18 protein-coding genes are annotated in these 17,164 nt (G+C 64.6%); 4 read left to right on the forward strand and 14 right to left on the reverse strand.

Annotated elements, in window-relative coordinates; translation table 11 throughout:
* From BLX42_RS04290 to cbiE, 11 genes are all read right to left on the reverse strand, one after another.
* The coding region (locus BLX42_RS04290; protein ID WP_161871221.1) for a TonB-dependent receptor plug domain-containing protein at positions 1-700 on the reverse strand (700 nt) is incomplete at its 3' end.
* A gap of 65 nt (positions 701-765) precedes the next feature.
* Positions 766-1,197, reverse strand: coding sequence for a DUF2946 domain-containing protein (locus tag BLX42_RS04295; RefSeq protein ID WP_046787831.1), 432 nt, complete (start codon positions 1,195-1,197; stop codon positions 766-768).
* Positions 1,198-1,223: 26 nt separating this feature from the next.
* Positions 1,224-1,703 carry a copper chaperone PCu(A)C gene (locus BLX42_RS04300; protein ID WP_115273789.1) on the reverse strand — a complete coding sequence of 160 codons (480 nt, stop codon included), beginning with the start codon at positions 1,701-1,703 and terminating at the stop codon, positions 1,224-1,226.
* 48 nt (positions 1,704-1,751) lie between these two features.
* Positions 1,752-2,141 (reverse strand): DUF2946 domain-containing protein, encoded by a 390-nt coding sequence (locus BLX42_RS04305; protein ID WP_046787833.1) that lies wholly within the window; start codon positions 2,139-2,141, stop codon positions 1,752-1,754.
* A 146-nt stretch (positions 2,142-2,287) separates the two neighbouring features.
* The gene (locus BLX42_RS04310; protein ID WP_012316425.1) at positions 2,288-3,142 is read right to left on the reverse strand and encodes an SPFH domain-containing protein; all 855 of its coding nucleotides are present in this window, start codon (positions 3,140-3,142) and stop codon (positions 2,288-2,290) included.
* Positions 3,143-3,166: 24 nt separating this feature from the next.
* Positions 3,167-3,604, reverse strand: coding sequence for an NfeD family protein (locus BLX42_RS04315; protein ID WP_115273790.1), 438 nt, complete (start codon positions 3,602-3,604; stop codon positions 3,167-3,169).
* A gap of 134 nt (positions 3,605-3,738) precedes the next feature.
* Positions 3,739-4,149 (reverse strand): tRNA(fMet)-specific endonuclease VapC, encoded by a 411-nt coding sequence (gene vapC, locus BLX42_RS04320; RefSeq protein ID WP_046787835.1) that lies wholly within the window; start codon positions 4,147-4,149, stop codon positions 3,739-3,741.
* The gene (gene vapB, locus BLX42_RS04325; protein WP_012316422.1) at positions 4,149-4,379 is read right to left on the reverse strand and encodes a type II toxin-antitoxin system VapB family antitoxin; all 231 of its coding nucleotides are present in this window, start codon (positions 4,377-4,379) and stop codon (positions 4,149-4,151) included. Before vapB ends, vapC begins: the two co-directional genes overlap by 1 nt.
* 91 nt (positions 4,380-4,470) lie before the next feature.
* On the reverse strand, positions 4,471-5,190 hold the full coding sequence (locus BLX42_RS04330; protein ID WP_046787836.1) for a cobalt-precorrin-6A reductase: 720 nt from the start codon (positions 5,188-5,190) through the stop codon (positions 4,471-4,473).
* Positions 5,187-6,281 carry a cobalt-precorrin-5B (C(1))-methyltransferase gene (locus BLX42_RS04335; RefSeq protein WP_161871222.1) on the reverse strand — a complete coding sequence of 365 codons (1,095 nt, stop codon included), beginning with the start codon at positions 6,279-6,281 and terminating at the stop codon, positions 5,187-5,189. Before BLX42_RS04335 ends, BLX42_RS04330 begins: the two co-directional genes overlap by 4 nt.
* Positions 6,274-7,485, reverse strand: coding sequence for a precorrin-6y C5,15-methyltransferase (decarboxylating) subunit CbiE (gene cbiE / locus BLX42_RS04340; protein ID WP_125924591.1), 1,212 nt, complete (start codon positions 7,483-7,485; stop codon positions 6,274-6,276). Before cbiE ends, BLX42_RS04335 begins: the two co-directional genes overlap by 8 nt.
* 174 nt (positions 7,486-7,659) lie before the next feature.
* On the opposite strand from cbiE, the gene cobG reads away from it, so the two are divergent.
* Genes cobG through cobJ form a run of 4 tightly spaced genes read left to right on the forward strand, consistent with a single transcriptional unit; the run spans position 7,660 to position 12,035 of the window.
* Entirely contained in the window at positions 7,660-8,991 is a 1,332-nt protein-coding gene (gene cobG / locus BLX42_RS04345; RefSeq protein ID WP_177010425.1) for a precorrin-3B synthase, read from the forward strand.
* The gene (locus BLX42_RS04350) at positions 8,984-9,610 is read left to right on the forward strand and encodes a precorrin-8X methylmutase (protein WP_161871224.1); all 627 of its coding nucleotides are present in this window, start codon (positions 8,984-8,986) and stop codon (positions 9,608-9,610) included. Before cobG ends, BLX42_RS04350 begins: the two co-directional genes overlap by 8 nt.
* Positions 9,607-10,341 carry a precorrin-2 C(20)-methyltransferase gene (locus BLX42_RS04355; protein ID WP_177010426.1) on the forward strand — a complete coding sequence of 245 codons (735 nt, stop codon included), beginning with the start codon at positions 9,607-9,609 and terminating at the stop codon, positions 10,339-10,341. The genes BLX42_RS04350 and BLX42_RS04355 overlap by 4 nt, the downstream gene beginning before the upstream one ends.
* A gap of 2 nt (positions 10,342-10,343) precedes the next feature.
* Positions 10,344-12,035 carry a precorrin-3B C(17)-methyltransferase gene (gene cobJ / locus BLX42_RS04360; protein ID WP_161871225.1) on the forward strand — a complete coding sequence of 564 codons (1,692 nt, stop codon included), beginning with the start codon at positions 10,344-10,346 and terminating at the stop codon, positions 12,033-12,035.
* Positions 12,036-12,044: 9 nt separating this feature from the next.
* On the opposite strand, the gene BLX42_RS04365 is transcribed toward cobJ, so the two are convergent.
* The 3 genes from BLX42_RS04365 to purD all read right to left on the reverse strand — a co-directional run bounded on the left by BLX42_RS04365 (position 12,045) and on the right by purD (position 16,986).
* Positions 12,045-12,641, reverse strand: coding sequence for a MarC family protein (locus tag BLX42_RS04365; RefSeq protein WP_012316414.1), 597 nt, complete (start codon positions 12,639-12,641; stop codon positions 12,045-12,047).
* A 141-nt stretch (positions 12,642-12,782) separates the two neighbouring features.
* Entirely contained in the window at positions 12,783-15,554 is a 2,772-nt protein-coding gene (locus BLX42_RS04370; protein WP_119687826.1) for a hybrid sensor histidine kinase/response regulator, read from the reverse strand.
* Between the two features lie 136 nt (positions 15,555-15,690).
* Positions 15,691-16,986: a phosphoribosylamine--glycine ligase gene (gene purD / locus BLX42_RS04375; RefSeq protein ID WP_046787841.1), complete on the reverse strand. Its 1,296-nt coding sequence runs from the start codon at positions 16,984-16,986 to the stop codon at positions 15,691-15,693.
* Between the last annotated feature and the right edge of the window lie 178 nt (positions 16,987-17,164).

The raw sequence follows: 17,164 nt of genomic DNA on the forward strand, positions 1-17,164 counted from the left end.
CGCCGTTCCATTTGTCCCAGCGCGAAGGCACGGTGTCGCCGTTGCCGTCGTGGTAGTCGTCCGAGCGCGACTGGTTGCCGACGAAGCGCGCATAAGCCTGGCTATTGCCTGCGGCGGCGTCGAGCACCTGGTCGAAGCGGCCGTTGGAGCCGGCCAGCAGGCTGGCGTTGATCCGGCTGCCGAGGGTGCCGAATTTTTCCGGTTCACGTTCGAAAAGGATGGTCCCGGCCGAGCCGCCGGGGCCCCAGATCACGCTTTGCGGGCCTTTGATAACGGTGAGGCGGTCATAGGTTTCCGGCGCGATGTAAGAGGTCGGTGCGTCCATGCGGTTGGGGCAGGCACCGAGCATCACACCACCGTTGGTGAGGATGTTCAGGCGCGAACCGAACATGCCGCGCAGCACCGGGTCACCGTTGGTGCCACCGGCGCGGATGGCTGAAAAACCAGGGATGGTCTTGAGGTAATCGGCACCATCGCTGGCCGGCACGGGCTGGCGCGGGTCTTTGGGGTTGGTGACGACCGTCAGGGGCGAGCTGGGCGCGATGGCGGTGATCACCGTCGGGCTCAGCTCGGGCGGCGCTTGCTCGTGCGTTTCATGGCCAGGTTCGGCGGCCAGGGCCATGGGTGCGAGCAGCGAACCGCACAACACGGCGAATGTCCCTCGCAGAGAGGGGGCGAATACAGGGGTGCAGCCGGACATAGTGATTCCAGTCGATCAGTCATGGGTGGGCACGGAGCCTTCAGGCTCCGTGCGGCAGCAGGGATTCAGACGCTGATCGAAGGCGGTGGCGCGCGGCTGCGCGCACCGGGGAATATGGCCTGTCGGGCATGGCCCTGAAGGGTTGCCGCAGGGATGAGGGTGACGGGCAGGGCGTGCCCGGCAACGAGTGGGCTGAAGGTCTGCGGTAATGCAGGGCAGTTGAACAGCAGGCTGCAGTAGCCGCATTTTTCCCACATCACATGCAGTTGGCCATCGTCGCCGTGGCCGTGATGCGAGTCGCTGGCGTGCCCGTGTTCCGAGGACAGAGCCATGCCCATCGGCATGCTCATGCCCGCGTGATGATCCATCGGCATCGACTGGGAAATCAGCGGGCCGATAAAGATCATCCACATGGCGAACAGGCTCAGCCAGCCGCCACCGACGCGCCTGCGTTCAGGGCGGGTGGTACGGCTGCGTCTGTTGCATGGCAGGCTCATGAAGGCGAGCGCCAGTCAGCGAAGGGTCAGTGTGCGTGTTCGTGCGGCTGGTCCGCCGGGGCCTGCCTCTGCACGGCCACGTCGACCGTGATGTCGCCTGCCTTCTCGAAATGCAGGGTCAGCGGGAAGCGCTTGCCGTCGCTGAGCAGGCTACGGTCCTTGGGCTGCATCAGCATCACATGATAGGCGCTGGGGGCGAAGACCACGTCCTTGCCGGCGGGCACTACTACATTGGGCACCTGCTGCATCTTCATGGCGCCGTTGGCACTCATCACGTGTTCGTGCAGTTGTGCGTCAGCAGTGATAGGGCTGTCCACGCTGAGCAGGCGGTCATCGACCTTGCCGTTGTTGTGCACGATGAAATAGGCGGCCACATTGGGCGCGTTCGGCGGCAGTTGCAGCGACCAGGGGTGGGCGATATGCAGGTCGCCCACGGTGTATTCATGGGCGTTGGCGAAGGCGCTGGGCAGCAGCAGTGCGGCCACTACGAGAGCTTGCTTGAGCATGGTGTAAGTCTCCGTTCTGTTCAGGTTCAGGCAGACAGCGTGATGAACTCAGACCAGGGGAGAGGCGCGGGGGTTGAGCGCGGGCCAGAGTTGGCGCGGCGTCATTTGGTAATCGGCTGGCGGTGGAACATGCGCGGCCAGCAACGTGGGCGGGTTGTGCAGTTGTGGCGGATAACCTGGCAGGGCCAGCAGCGGCGAGGCTCCCGAACAGCACCAGCAGTGCTGCATGTTGGAATGCTCGTCGTTTTGCGTGCCGAGGTCGATCTTGGCCAGTGCCTGGACGTCGACCTTGGCCTTGCCTGCCATGCTGGAACAGAAAGCCCCCCACAGCAGCTGCTCGGCCGGGCCCTTGGGCGCGGCAGAGGACAGCGGCATGGCCAGCAGGTTGAACAGCACTGCGAGGCAGGCTATCCAGGCGATGTGCCGACGTGGGGGCATGGAGAGATCCGGTCAGGAATCGTGGCGGGTATTGTACGGCGCAGTATAGGTAAAAATGATGGGGTGCGGTGAAGTGACGCAGGCGGGTCGATGGAGCTGCTGCGCGGACCATGGCCGGCAAGCCGGCCATGAAGCTACAGCAGCCATCAAGCCTTGTTACGGCCCATCAAGCCACGCACGGTCTCTTGCAAATCAGCCGGCAGCACCACCACCTTGGCATTGTTGCTGCTGGCCAGGTTCTCCATGGCGCCGACATAGCGCTCACCCAGCAGGTACATGGCTGGCACCGTCTCGTTGCCCACCGCGTCCTTGACCAGCGAAATCGCCTTTGCCGAAGCCTCGGCAAGGTTGATTTGCGCCTCGGCATCGAGCTTGGCCGACTGCAGGCGGGCTTCGGCCTCGAGAATGGCGGCCTGCTTGGCACCTTCGGCACGGGTCACGTCGGCTTTACGTTCACGTTCGGCCGCCGCCTGACGTTCCATGGCCAGCTGCATGTTTTCCGATGGCTTGATGTCCTGGATTTCTACCGAGCGCACGGTCACGCCCCAGTCTTCGGTCTGTTCGGACATCGCCTCTCGCAGGCGTGCCTTGATCTGCTCGCGGCTGGACAACGCTTCGTCCAGGTCCATGGCGCCGACGATGGCGCGCAGCGATGTCATGGTCAGGCTGGTGACGGCAAACGAGAAATTCTGCACGCCATAGGAGGCCTTCTGTGGGTCGACCACCTTGGCGAAACACAGTGCATTGGCGACGATCACCGCATTGTCGCGAGTGATGATTTCCTGCTCCTGCACATCGAGGATGATGTCCTTGGTCGGCAGGCGATAGGCGACCACGTCCATGTACGGGATGACGATGTTCAGGCCGGGCTTGAGTGTGCTGTGGTAGCGGCCCAGGCGCTCGACGATCCACTCCTCCCCCTGGGGTACGATGCGTACACCCTTGAAAACAGTGATCAGAACGAAAACGGCGAGGGTGCCGACGACGATAAGGCTGGTCATGATGCGAACTTCCTTTTAATGCGGTCAGGCCCGGATGACCCGGGCAGTATTGCCTTCGATGGCGACGAGACGTACACGCTCGCCTGACGGGATGTCGCTGTCAGCGACGCAGATCCATTCCTCATTGCCCAGGATCGGTTTCTGGAACCGCACACGGCCTTTCTGGAATTGCGAAACGCTGCTGATCAGCAGCCCGACTTCGCCGATCACGCTGTCGGCGGTCCAGCGCACATCCGGCTGCTTGCGCCGGAACAGCTTGAACCAGAGTGCCGTGGTGACCGACGAGAACAGCACCCACGACAGTACCTGCATGTCCAGTTGCAGGCTGGGGGCGGCGAGCGAGATGAGCGACACCAGCACGGCACCGATGCCGAACCAGATGATGAAGAACGTGGGCAGGACCAGTTCGAGCAGGATCAGCGCGATGCCGAAGACCAGCCAGATCCACCATTGCATTTCCATATGGTTGACGCTTTCCGGAGGGGAGGGGGGTTGAGTTTAAGACTGACGACAGGCCAACGGCCATATGAATGTATCTGGTCACAGCGCAGCGATGGTCGATAGCCACTGTCGGAATATGGAAAGGGCTACGTCTTTTACCCTGGCGTGGCCAGCCAATCCTCAACCCGCAACCCCGGAACGCGCATGAACTCTCGCAGGTTGTTGGTTACCAAGGTAAGCCCCCGCGCGCGGGCATGCCCGGCAATCAACTGATCGAAAGGACCGATGGGCGTACCGGCCTTTGCCAGTTCTGAGCGAAGCTGCCCGCTGTGTTCTGCTGCATGGCTGTCATAGTCGAGTACTTCAAGACGCGCTACGAAACCCTCCACAATCGAGAGATTTCGTGCAGGAGCGGCCGATTTCTCTGCACCGTAAACCAGCTCCATCAGTGTGACGGTGCTGATTGCCAGCTGACCATGGTGGCGGTTGAACGCTTCACGAACTACCTGGGGTTTGTTCTTGATCGTGAAGATGCAGATATTCGTATCGAGCATGTACTTGAGCATTAAAACCCTTCACGTTCCTGGTCGGCAGGTTGGTCGCGGCTGGCCATGAAGTCCGGGCTCGCATCTTCGCCGTCAAACCAGCTATCCCATGATTCACCAGCGGGAGTGATGATGCGGGTTCGACCCACTGCAACAATGTCCACGCGGGTCACCTCTTCGGGAAATGCGACAGATTTCGGCAAGCGGATGGCCTGGCTACGATTGCTTTTGAAGACAGCACCTTGCTCCATGATGGGCCTCCCTGGAAGCGGCAAACTGTGACTGAAGTTTAAATTCCGCAAGGTATATGTCAATGGGATATACGTTGCCAAAGGCTGCCAGTCATAGATGCAGGGCGCTGAGCAACAGGCAGTACCGGGTGAACTCAGCATCGACCTGTGGGAGTGTGGGGCGCTTCAGAATGAGTACTGGAACCCCCAGCTCCCGCGCCACCTCAAGCTTGGGCTCGGTCGCCACGCTGCCGCTGTTCTTGCTGACCAGCACATCGATATCGCGCCGTGCGAACAGCACCCGCTCATCGTCAAGGTGAAACGGCCCCCGCGCACCGATCACTTCGCAGCGATCATTACCAGGGCAGGCCTGCAACGCCCTGAGGGTCCAGAACTGCTCTGGCGGAATCTCGTCCAGATGCTGCAGCGGCTCGCGCCCCAAGGTGAACAAAGGCCGACGGAACGGCTTGAGTGCATGGATCAGCCCCGCCCAATCCTCCACTTCGCGCCAGTCGTCACCGGGCTGGGCCTGCCATGCCGGGCGCCGCAAGGCCCAGCACGGGATGCCCACGGCCCGTGCGGCGGCGGCGGCATTGTGGCTAATCTGCGCGGCATAGGGGTGGGTGGCGTCTATCAGCAGGGTGATACCCGCCTCGCGCAGGTAGGCGGCCAGGCCTTCAGCCCCGCCATAGCCGCCGACCCGCACCTGGCAGGCCAGGCCCTGCGGCACCCGGCCGATGCCAGCCAGGCTGTAGACATGCTCCGGGCCAAGCTGACGGGCGATGGCCAGTGCCTCGGTGACACCGCCCAGCAGCAGGATGCGCCGGTTCATTGCACACCTGCCTTGCCGACGATGCCGCCCTGGCGGTCGATGGCGAACACTTCCACCTTCACCTGTGCGGGCACCACGCTGCGGGCGAACGCCAGGGCGTGGGCGCAGACCGCGTCGCCCAGGGCGATGCCGGCGGCGTGTGCCAGGGCCAGGGCTTGCTGGCTGGTGTTGGCGGCCATGATCGCTGCCTGCAGGTCGGCATCGGCGCCGATGTCCGCGGCCCACCCGGCCAGTTGCGGCAGGTCGATGCTCGAGTGGCGGCTGTGCAGGTCCATGTGCCCGGCGGCCAGCTTGCTGATCTTGCCAAAGCCACCGCACAGTGACAGGCGTGGCACCGGCACCTTGCGCAGGTGCTTGAGCACCGCGCCGACAAAGTCGCCCATCTCGATCAGGGCAATTTCCGGCAGGCCGTACACGCGGCGCATGGTGTCTTCGCTGGCATTGCCGGTGCAGGCGGCGATATGGGTATAGCCATTGGTGTGGGCCACATCGATGCCCTGGTGGATGGAGGCGATGTAGGCTGCGCAGGAGAAGGGCCGCACGATGCCGCTGGTACCGAGAATCGACAGCCCGCCGAGGATGCCCAGGCGCGGGTTCATGGTCTTGAGCGCCAACTGCTCGCCGCCCTGTACGTTGACCGTGACTTCGAAGCCGCCGCGGTAGGCGCAGTCGTCGGCCAGTTGCTGCAGGTGTTCACTGATCATGCGCCGCGGTACCGGGTTGATCGCCGGCTCGCCCACGGCGAGCACCAGCCCGGGGCGGGTGACGGTACCGACACCTACGCCTGCGACAAAGCGTATACCCGGTTCTTCCTGCAGGCGCACCTGGCTGTAGAGCAGCGCGCCATGGGTGACATCGGGGTCGTCGCCGGCATCCTTGAGTGTGCCAGCTTCGGCGCGCGCGCCCTCGCGGCGGCAGAACTCCAGGCGCATCTGCACCACCTTGCCCTTGGGCAGGGTGATGCTCACGGCGTCAGCGCACACACCGGTGAGCAGCAGGCGCGCTGCCGCCAGGCTGGTGGCAGTGGCGCAGCTGCCAGTGGTCAGGCCGCTGCGCAGTGGCGCAGGTTGTTCGCGGGTTTCTTCACGCATCGTGGGGCTTCACCACGTCGAGCAATGTGATCGGCAATGCCTGGCGCCACGTGTCGAAGGCGCCCAATGGCTGGGCCTGGGCGACATGGATGCGCGTCAGTTCACCGCCATGCTGTTGGCGAAAGTGCGCCAGTGCCAGTTCGCTTTGCAGTGTCACGGCATTGGCCACCAGGCGCCCCCCTGGGCGCAGTCGCTCCCAGCACAACGGCAGCACGCCTTCGCGGGTGACGCCGCCGCCGATGAAGATCGCATCCGGGCGCTCCAGCCCGGCCAAGGCCTGCGGTGCCGTGCCGCGCACCAGTTGCAGGCCGGGAACGCCAAGGGCATCACGGTTGTACTCGATGAAGCCCTGACGGCCCTCGTCAGCTTCGATTGCCAGTGTTCGGCAGGCGGGGTGGGCGCGCATCCACTCGATGCCGATCGAGCCACAGCCTGCGCCCACGTCCCACAGCAACTCGCCTGGTTGTGGGGCCAGGCGGGCCAGGGTGATGGCCCGTACGTCACGTTTGGTCAGCTGGCCGTCATGACGGAAAGCATCGTCCGGCAGGCCGGCTGCGCGTGACAGCCGCGGAGCGTCGGCAGCAGCCTGGCACTCGATGGCAACCAGGTTCAGCGCGGCGACCTGGGGTTGGGCCCAGTCATCGGCGATGCCCGCCAAGTGGCGTTCGGCAGGGCCGCCGAGGTGCTCGAACACCTGCAGGCGGCTTGGCCCGAAACCGCGCTCGCGCAGCAGGGCGGCGATGGCTGCCGGGCTATCCCCGTCGTTGCTCAGCACCAGCAGGCGCATGCCGCTGTAAAGGTGGGCGTTGAGAGAGGCCAGGGGGCGCGCGACCAGAGACACCACCTGCACATCCTGCAGCGGCCAGCCAAGGCGGGCAGCGGCCAGGGCGCAAGAGGAGGGCATCGACAGTACCTGCAGCTCTTGGGCCGGCACCTGCCGCGCCAGGCTGGCACCGACGCCGTAGAACATCGGGTCACCGCTTGCCAGCACGCACACCTGCTCACCGCGCCGAGCCAGTACCGGGGCGAGCGAGAACGGGCTCGGCCAATGTTCGCGGGCGGCGCTTACGCAGCGCGGCAGCAGGGCCAGCTGACGTGGGCTGCCGATGATCCGCGAAGCGCCGAGCAGGGCGCGTCGGGCCTGCTTGCCCAGGCCGCTGAAGCCGTCTTCGCCGATGCCTACTACTGTCAGCCAGGGTGTCATGTGTTTCTGATCCGCCATTTTTGGGGGCGCATCGCCCCCCTAAGCCGGCAAAGGGGGCGACGCAGTGATGAATTTCTGTTCAATCGCCAGCGATGCTCGACCACCGGCTTTTCATGCCGCCGGACAAAGCAGGCATAATACCGCGCCTTCTACACTCAAGCGCATTTTCAGCGATTGCCGGACGTCCCTTTGAAGCAGGTCCATACCCCACCCGTATCGCCCCGTCCCTCGGCTTGCCCGGGGTTGTGGCGCATCGTCAGTGCCCTTGATGGCGGGATCTGCCGGATCAAGCTGCCCGGTGGGCTGTTGCTGGCCGATCAGGCCGATGCCGTGGCGGCGGCTGCCGAGCGTTTCGCCGGTGGTGTGATCGAGGCGACCAACCGCGGCAACCTGCAGGTCCGTGGCATTGGCGACGATCACGCCGGCCTGATCGAAAGCCTGCTGGCAGCAGGCCTGGGCCCACGCGACGCTGCCAGTGACGATGTGCGCAACCTGATGCTCAGCCCCTTGGCCGGGCATGACCCCTTGATGGTGCTGGATGTTCGTCCCCTGGCCGAACACATCCTCGACATGCTGCAAGGCACACCGCGCTTTCACCAGTTATCGGCCAAGTTCGCGGTGCAACTGGACGGCGGCGAAGGCCTGGCGATGCTCGAGCACCCGCACGATCTATGGCTGTCAGCCGTGCGACTCGAGCAACGCACCTGGCTGGCGTTCGGCCTGGCCGGTTGCCCGGCTGACGGCCAGGTGCTGGGTGCGGTGCCGGTGGAACAGGGGCTGGCGCTGGTGCGCGCAGTGCTTGAGCGCTTCCTCGACCTGGCCAGCCCGGACCAGGCGCGCATGCGCCAGTTACTTGAAAACTGCTCAGTGGAGCGATTCATTGAGGGGCTAGGGCTGGCGATCCGCCGGGATGACGCCGTGCTCGATTGGCGCCGCAAAGCGGGCAACAGCCCATGGCTGGGTGCCGTTGAGCAGCTGCAGGGCATGGCCCTGGGCGTTGCCCCGCCGCTTGGCAGGCTCAGCGCCGACATGCTGCGCGGTGCGGCGCGAATCGCGCGTGAACACGGTGATGGCAGCCTGCGCCTGAGCCCCTGGCAGAGCCTGATGCTGACCTCTGTGGCTGGCGTGAGCATCGCCTCGGCGCAACGTGAGTTGTCGGCCCTGGGCCTGCTCTGCCACAGCCATGAACCCTTGGCCCGCCTGGTTGCCTGCACCGGCGCCAGCGGCTGCGCCAAGGCGCACGGCGATACCAAAGCCGATGCCCTGGCCCTGGCGGCCTTGTTGCCCGCTGGCGCCCCTGCCAGTGTGCACCTGTCAGGTTGCCCCCGATCCTGCGCCGTGGCCCATGTCGCCCCGGCCACACTGCTGGCCCGCTCGCCGGGCCGCTATGACCTCTATTTGCGTGACGCGCGCCTGCCGGGCTTCGGTGCCCTGCGCGCCGCCAACCTCACCTTGAACGAAGCAGGCGCCATGCTCGACCTGCCGACGGAGCACCTTGATGATTGATTACATCCGCGATGGTCAGGAGATCTATCGCAATTCCTTCCGGATCATCCGTGAGGAGGCCCGGCTCGAGCGGATCCCCGCAGACCTCGAGAAACTCGCCGTGCGTGTGATCCATGCCTGTGGCATGGTCGAGGCCATCGACGGCCTGCAGTTCTCCGAAGGTGCCGGCCGCGCCGGGCGCCAGGCCCTGGCCAACGGCGCGCCGATCCTCTGCGATGCGCACATGGTCGCCGAAGGCATCACCCGTTCACGCCTGCCCGCCGACAACAAGGTGATCTGCACCCTGCGCGACCCGAGTGTCCCGGCCCTGGCCAAAGATGCCGGCAATACCCGCTCGGCGGTGGCTCTGGAGCTGTGGCGGCCTTACCTGGAGGGCAGCGTGGTGGTGATCGGCAACGCGCCGACCGCACTGTTCTACTTGCTGGAAATGATCGATGCAGGTGCACCAAAGCCTGCGCTGATCCTCGGTTTCCCGGTTGGCTTCGTCGGTGCGGCGGAGTCCAAGGCCATGCTCGCCGCCGACAGCCGGGGCGTCCCGTTCGTGATCATGCAGGGCCGCCTGGGCGGTAGCGCGATGGCTGCTGCCGCGGTCAATGCCCTCGCCACGGAGGTGGAATGATGGCGCCGCGTGGACGTCTGCTGGGCCTGGGCGTAGGCCCTGGCGACCCTGAGCTGATCACCCTCAAGGCCCTGCGCTTGCTGCGCGAGGCCCCAGTGGTCGCCTACTTCGTGGCCAAGGGCAAGCGTGGCAATGCCTTCGGCATCATCGAGGCGCACCTGCAGCCAGCGCAAACGCTGCTGCCGCTGGTCTATCCGGTGACCACCGAGGCGTTGCCGGCACCGTTGTCGTACGAGCAGGTCATCAGCGATTTTTATGACGAGGCCAGCGTGCAGGTGGCCGAGCACCTCGATGCCGGCCGCGATGTCGCGGTGATCTGCGAGGGCGACCCGTTCTTTTACGGCTCCTACATGTACCTGCATGACCGTCTGGCGCAGCGCTATGACGCGCAAGTGATCCCTGGTGTCTGCTCGATGCTGGGAGGCGCGTCGGTACTGGGAGCACCCCTGGTTTACCGCAACCAGAGCCTGTCGGTGCTGTCGGGCGTGCTGCCGGCCGAAGAACTCAAGCGGCGCCTGGCCGATGCCGATGCGGCAGTGATCATGAAGCTGGGCCGCAACTTCCCCAAGGTGCGCCAGGTGCTGGGCGAACTGGGCCTGGACGGGCGAGCGCTGTACGTCGAGCGGGCGACCATGGCAAATCAGAAAATCGTCGCGCTGGACCAGGTGGACCCACAGTCATCACCGTACTTCTCGCTGATCATCGTGCCGGGTGAAAAATGGCAGGGATGAGCATGCACAAGGCACCGGCAATCATCGTGCTCGGCGCTGGCAGCGTGGCCACCGCGCGGCGCATTCAGCAGCATTATCCACAGGCGACGATCCATGGCCTGAGCGGCCGGGTCGAGATGGCCGACCAGTACTACGAAGCATTTGGCGACACGCTGCGCGCCCTGTATCTACAAGACACGCCGATCATAGCCCTGTGTGCGGCGGGTATCGTCATCCGTAGCCTGGCCAGCCTGCTCAGCGAGAAAGGTGCGGAGCCGCCGGTGCTGGCGGTGGCCGAGGACGGCAGTGCGGTAGTGCCGCTGCTTGGCGGGCTGAGCGGCGTCAATGTCATGGCCCGCGAGATCGGTGAGGCGCTGGGCGTAGCGGCGGCGATCACCACCAGTGGCGAGCTGCGTTTCGGCACCTGCCTGTTGAACCCACCCGAGGGCTACGCCCTGGCGGATATCGAACAGGGCAAGCGTTTCGTCTCCGATCTGTTGGCGGGCGAGGCGGTACGTATCGAGGGCGATGCGCCTTGGCTGGCTCACGCCCAATTGCCGGCCAGTGAAGCCGCCCAGCGCACCATTCATGTGGGATGCACTGCGCGCCCGGCCAGCCGTGACGAGTTGCTGATCCACCCCCGTTCGGTGGTGGTTGCAGTGGATGCGGGCGGTCCTGATCTGGTTGAACGCGTCGGCGATGCCCTGCGTGAGGCTGGCATCGCCGAGCAGTCACTGGCGTGCCTGCTGGTTGCCGAACAGGCCATGGCCGAACCGTCCTTGCAGGCAGCGGCCAAGGTGCTGGGTGTCGCACTGCGTTTTGCTGCCAAAGAAAGCACTCTTGTCAGCATGGCCGCCGAAGCACTGCCGGATGCGCGCCTGATCGAACAAGGGGGCCTGGTCATTGCGCTGGCATCGGCGCCTGTCAAGGTCAACCAACTGGGCCGCAGGCGTGGTCGCCTGGCCGTCATCGGCCTTGGCCCTGGCGCCGCCGAGCTGATGGTGCCGGCGGTCAAAGCCGAGCTGGTACGCGCCGAGGATATTCTCGGTTACGAAACCTACGTACGCATGGCCGGGCCGTTCCGCGACGACCAGGTGCAGCATTGCACCGACAATCGCGAAGAAATGCAGCGCGCGCGTCATGCTTTCGAGCTCGCCGCACAAGGGCGCTCGGTGGTGGTGGTGTCGTCGGGTGACCCGGGGGTATTCGCCATGGCCGCCGCCGTGCTGGAAGCGTTGCACGGGTCCACTGACCCCGCCTGGCATCGTGTCGATCTGGAAATCCTGCCAGGGGTTTCGGCCTCGCTGGCCACTGCCGCTCAGGCGGGCGCGCCGCTGGGGCATGACTTCTGCGTGATGTCGCTATCGGACAACCTCAAACCGTGGCCGACCATCGAGCATCGGCTGGCCCTGGCGGCCCAGGCCGACCTGGTGCTGGCCTTCTACAACCCGATCTCGCGTTCGCGCCCTTGGCAGCTTGGGCGCGCGCTGGAAATCGTGCGCCAGCACCGGGATGGCAATACACCCGTGGTGCTGGGGCGTGACATCGGCAGGCCGGGGCAGACGCTCAGGGTGGTCACCCTCGCCGAGCTGACGCCAGAGATGGTCGACATGCGCACCATGGTCCTGGTCGGTTCTTCCACTACCTGTACCTTTGCCCGTGCCGACGGTGGGCAGTGGGTCTATACCCCGCGCTGGTACCCTGTTGCGCCCTGAGTGGCAGGGCTAGCCGACCAGGTAGCCCCTGATGCCGGTGAAGATGATCTGCGCCGCCAAGGCGCAGACGAACAGCCCCATCAGGCGGCTGACGATCTGCAGGCCTTGATCGCCGAGAATGCGCTCGATCCCGTGCGACAGATACAGCACCAGGCCCACGGTGAAGCTGGCCAGCGCGATACTGACGATGGCCAGCAACTTGTCGTCCCAGTGCGGCTGGCTGACGCCCATCACCAGCAGGGCGCCGATGGTGCCCGGGCCTACGGTGAGCGGGATGGTCAGCGGTACGATGGTCACGTCTTGCTGCACGTTGTCGGCCTGCACGGCCGGTTTGCCCTGGGCCATGCCCAAGGCAGAGATGAACAGCACGCTGCCGGCGCCGATGCGGAAGGCATCGGCCGTGATGCCGAAAATGCCGAAGATCGCCCGCCCGAACAGGTACAGCAATACGCTGGCGACCAGGGCGGCGAAGGCAACCTTCCAGGCCAGCTGTTTGCGCTCCTTGCTGGAGTGGCCACGGGTCAGGCTGATGAAGCACGACAGCACGAAGAACGGGCTGTAGAGCACCAGCATCTTCAGGTAGACACTGAACAACTCATGAAGCATGAGGGTGAGTCCTTTGTAGGAGCGGCCTTGTGTCGCGAAAGGGCTGCGCAGCAGCCCCAATTCCGTGTGGCGCTGCTGAAATTCTGGGGCTGCTGCGCACCCCTTTCGCGACACAAGGCCGCTCCTACAGCGCTTTATCGGTTACGAAGTATGCAGCGGATCGGTCTTGGCTTCCCGCTGGTTTGCCCAATACTGGATCAACTCGCGCAATTGCGACAGCTCCACCGGCTTGGCCATGTGCCCGTCCATGCCGGCCAGCCGTGCGCGCTCTTTGTGTTCGGCCAGGATGTGGGCGGTCAGTGCCACCACCGGGGTGCGCTGGCGTTGGTTGGCGACTTCCCAGGCGCGCAGTTGCTGGGTGGCAGAGAAACCATCCAGTACCGGCATTTCACAATCCATCAGCACCAGGTCATAACGCTGGGCCTTCATGGCCTGCAGGGCTTCCTCACCATTGCTGGCGGTGTCCGGTTCGAGGTTGAGTTTGCCCAGCATGCCGCGGATCACCTTGGTCGAGATGCTGTTGTCCTCGGCGACCAGCACGCGGAAGTCGCCCGGCAGCTCGTGGGTGGGCGGTGTGCCTGGCAAGGGCGTCGGCACGGTCTGTTCGCGGCCGCGCTGGGCCAGCTCCTCGGCCAGAGTGGTCTTGAGGGTGTAGCCGGCCACCGGTTTGGCCAGGATGCGCTTGACCCCGGCATTACGGGCAATGACTTTGCTCGGTGCATTGCTGATACCGGTGAGCATCACCACGAGGATGTCGTGGTTCAGGCTTGGGTCTTCCTTGATCTTGGCCGCCAGCTGCATGCCGGTCATGCCCGGCATGTTCTGGTCGAGCAAGACCGCGTCGAAATAGTCACGCAGGTGCGCCTTGGTCCGTAGCAGGGCCAAGGCCTCCTTGCCCGAGGGTACGGCACTCACGTTCATGCCCCAGGCGCTGCACTGCTGCACCAGCACCTTGCGGCAGGTGTCGTTGTCGTCCACTACCAGCACCCGGGCGTCGCGCAATGGGCTGTCGAGGTCGGCCAAGGGTTGCTCCAGGCGAGAGGGGTCGAGCGGCAGGGTCAGCCACAGGGTGTTGCCCATGCTGGTGCTGCTCTTGATGCCGAACTCGCCTTGCATCAGGCCGATCAACTGCTTGGCGATGATCAGCCCAAGGTGGCCGCCAAGCTTGTTGCTGGAAAGGAAGTGATGGCTGTGCAGCTCTGCCTGCAGCAGGGCTTCACGTTCGGCCGCAGGCAGTGGCTCGCCGCTGTCCTGCACGGCGATACGCAGGCGCGGCACCTCGCCGCGCTGGTCCAGTGCAACGACCAGGAGGATTTCGCCCTGGTCGGTATTTTTCAGGGCGTTTTCCAGCAGGCTGGAGAGGGCCTGGCGCAGGCGCGTCGGGTCACCGCTGATGACCCGTGGTACCTGCGGCTGGGTGAAGCTGATCAGCTCGATGTTCTGTTGTTCGGCCTTGGCGCGGAAGATGTTCAGGCAGTCTTCGATCAGGGCATTGAGGTCGAACTGCACATCGTCCAGTTCGATCTGTCGCGACTCGAGTTTGGAAATGTCGAGAATTTCGTTGATCAGTGTGAGCAGTTCGTTGCCGGCGCTGTGGATGGTCTGCACGTAGTCACGTTGTTTGACCGACAGTGGCGTGCCCAGCAGTAGTTCGGTCATGCCCAGCACGCCGTTCATGGGCGTGCGGATTTCATGGCTGATCTTGGCCAGGAACTCGGCCTTGGCATTGATTTCGGCATCGCTGGCCGCCAGTGCGCGGCTGGCGCTGAAGCGCTCTTCGCTCATCCGCCGCAGGCGCTCGCTGACCGCCAGGTTGAGCAGCAGGCCGCTGGCCACCGTCAACCCGAGCAGAATGCACAGCAGCCAGGGCGTCGAGGTGCGGGTCAGGCCAAGCAGGGCCGGCAGCAGCACCAGCCCGCCCAGGTTGAACACCACCATGGCCAGGCTGAACAGGCGTGCCGGCGCATAACCTTTGTACCAGTGGTAGCTGCTGACCAGCAGCATGCTCACACTGCCCAGGGCCAGCAGGGCGTAGGTCATCAGGTTGAGCGGCAGGGTATCCACGAACAGCAGGATCAGGCCGCTGACCCCGGCCACCAGCATTTCGCCCTGCAGCAAGCGATTGAGCTGCGGTGAGTTGCAGCGCGAGAAGAAGTGCTGGGTGAAATATAGCCCCGCGAGGCCCGCCAGTACCAGGGTCAGGTAGGCGGCCGGGGTTTGCGCGCTGTGCCACAGGTGCCACCAGGGGCCGCTGAGGTTGAGCAGGATCAGGCCGCTGAGCAGCATCAGCCCATGGTACAGCGCAAGGATCAGGGTGGTGCTGGAGCGGGTGTACAGAAAGCGGATCAGGTTGTGCAGTATGAGCATGACCAGGCCGCCGAAGAGCATGCCGAACAGCAACGGCTGGCCATGGTTTGAAGCGGCGACTGCCGCAGGCTCCAGGCTGATGGCCGGGCGCAGCTGATGCTCGGAAACCAGGCGCAGGTAGATGTCCACCGCTTTGCGGCTGTTTGGCAGGGGCAATACGTGATCGCTGCCGCGCAGGGTCGTGCTGGCGTTGCCGGCCTGGCGCCCGTGGTGCAGCTGGCGTAGTAGCCTGTCGCCGTCGAGGGCGTAGAGGTCCAGGCGTGAAAGGTCCGGGGCAAAGACCCGCAGCAGTTGCTCCTGATCACCCGGTTCGAGGCGATAGTGCAGCCACAGGGCCTGTTGCGCCGGTGCGGCATCGAGGTCGCTCAGCGTAGTAGGGCTGAACTGGTTGCGATAGCGATCCGAGCGGACGTCGCTCAATTGCAGGTTGGCTTGTTCGTCGAGCAAAACGGACCAGCCTCCGCCTTGGTCAGCCGAAGCCGGGAGCAGGCAGAGCAGGGTCAGCAAGCTGACGATCAGAGCTGTGGCAATCCGAAGCCGACGCACTACGAGATCCCTTCCTAGCTGATGTGCCGTGTAGTAACTATGCGCGGCGCGCCAAGTCGAAGGCAAGGCCCGCGATGGGGCCCTGTCGACGAGCCGAAGGCCGCATGCGCAAGACGCTGCGGCTATCCGGTAAAGGTTATTGCTGGTGTTCACCGCGCTCGCGGGCGATAGCCCGATAGCCGATGTCGGTACGGTAGAAGCTACCGTTCCAGGTGACTTCCTTGGCCAGGCGGTAAGCCTGCTGCTGGGCATCGGCAACCGTGCTGCCCATGGCCGTGGCGCAGAGCACGCGGCCACCGTTGGTCACTACCTGGCCGTCCTTGAGCGAAGTACCGGCATGGAACACCTTGCCTTCGATCTTGGCTGCGGCCTCCAGGCCGCTGATCGCGTCGCCCTTGGCGTAGTCGCCCGGGTAACCGCCGGCAGCCAGCACCACACCCAGGCTTGGGCGGGGGTCCCACTGCGCTTCGACCTTGTCCAGCGCCTTGGCGAAAGCGGCTTCGATCAGCAGCACCAGGCTCGACTCCAGGCGCAGCATGACCGGCTGGGTTTCCGGGTCGCCAAAGCGGCAGTTGAACTCGATGACCTTGGGGTTGCCCGCCTTGTCGATCATCAGGCCGGCATACAGGAAGCCGGTGTACACGTTGCCTTCTTCGGCCATGCCGCGCACGGTCGGCCAGATCACCTGGTCCATCACGCGCTGGTGTACATCGGCGGTAACGACCGGGGCAGGGGAGTAGGCACCCATACCGCCCGTGTTCGGGCCGGTGTCCTGGTCACCGACGCGCTTGTGGTCCTGGCTGGTGGCCATTGGCAGCACGTTGTGGCCGTCGACCATCACGATGAAGCTGGCTTCCTCGCCGTCGAGGAACTCTTCGATCACCACGCGCGAACCGGCGTCGCCAAAGGCGTTGCCCGCGAGCATGTCACGCACGGCGGCTTCGGCTTCTTCCAGGGTCATGGCGACGATCACGCCTTTGCCTGCGGCCAGGCCGTCGGCCTTGATCACGATCGGCGCGCCTTTTTCCTGCAGGTAGGCCAGGGCCGGCTCGATCTCGGTAAAGTTCTGGTAGTCGGCGGTCGGGATCTTGTGGCGAGCCAGGAAGTCCTTGGTGAAGGCCTTGGAACCTTCCAGCTGGGCCGCGCCCTTGGTCGGGCCGAAACAGTCCAGGCCGCGGCTGCGGAACAGGTCGACCACACCGATGACCAGCGGCGCCTCGGGGCCCACGATGGTCAGGTCGACGTTCTTCTCGGCGAAGTCTGCCAGTTGCTCAAGGGCGGTGACGTCGATGGCAACGTTCTCGCACTTGGCTTCAATGGCGGTACCGGCGTTGCCGGGGGCGACGAATACTTTCTCGACGCGTGGGTCCTGGGCGACTTTCCAGGCCAGGGCGTGCTCACGGCCGCCGCTGCCGATGATCAAAACTTTCATTACAGGCTCCTTCGGAGAAGCTGCAAGCTGCAAGCGTCAAGAACAAGCGGTTCGCGCTGATCTTTTCAAATGCTCACAACTCAGGGATTCAAGGGGCTGTGGCTGCAAGCAGGAGCGACTGGGCCTGCTCTTGCTTGCAGCTTGCAGCTTAAAGCTTGCCGCTGCTATCAGTGGCGGA

Origin of the sequence: Pseudomonas sp. SG-MS2, from assembly GCF_009933855.1 — a bacterium.
Taxonomy (GTDB): domain Bacteria; phylum Pseudomonadota; class Gammaproteobacteria; order Pseudomonadales; family Pseudomonadaceae; genus Aquipseudomonas; species Aquipseudomonas putida_E.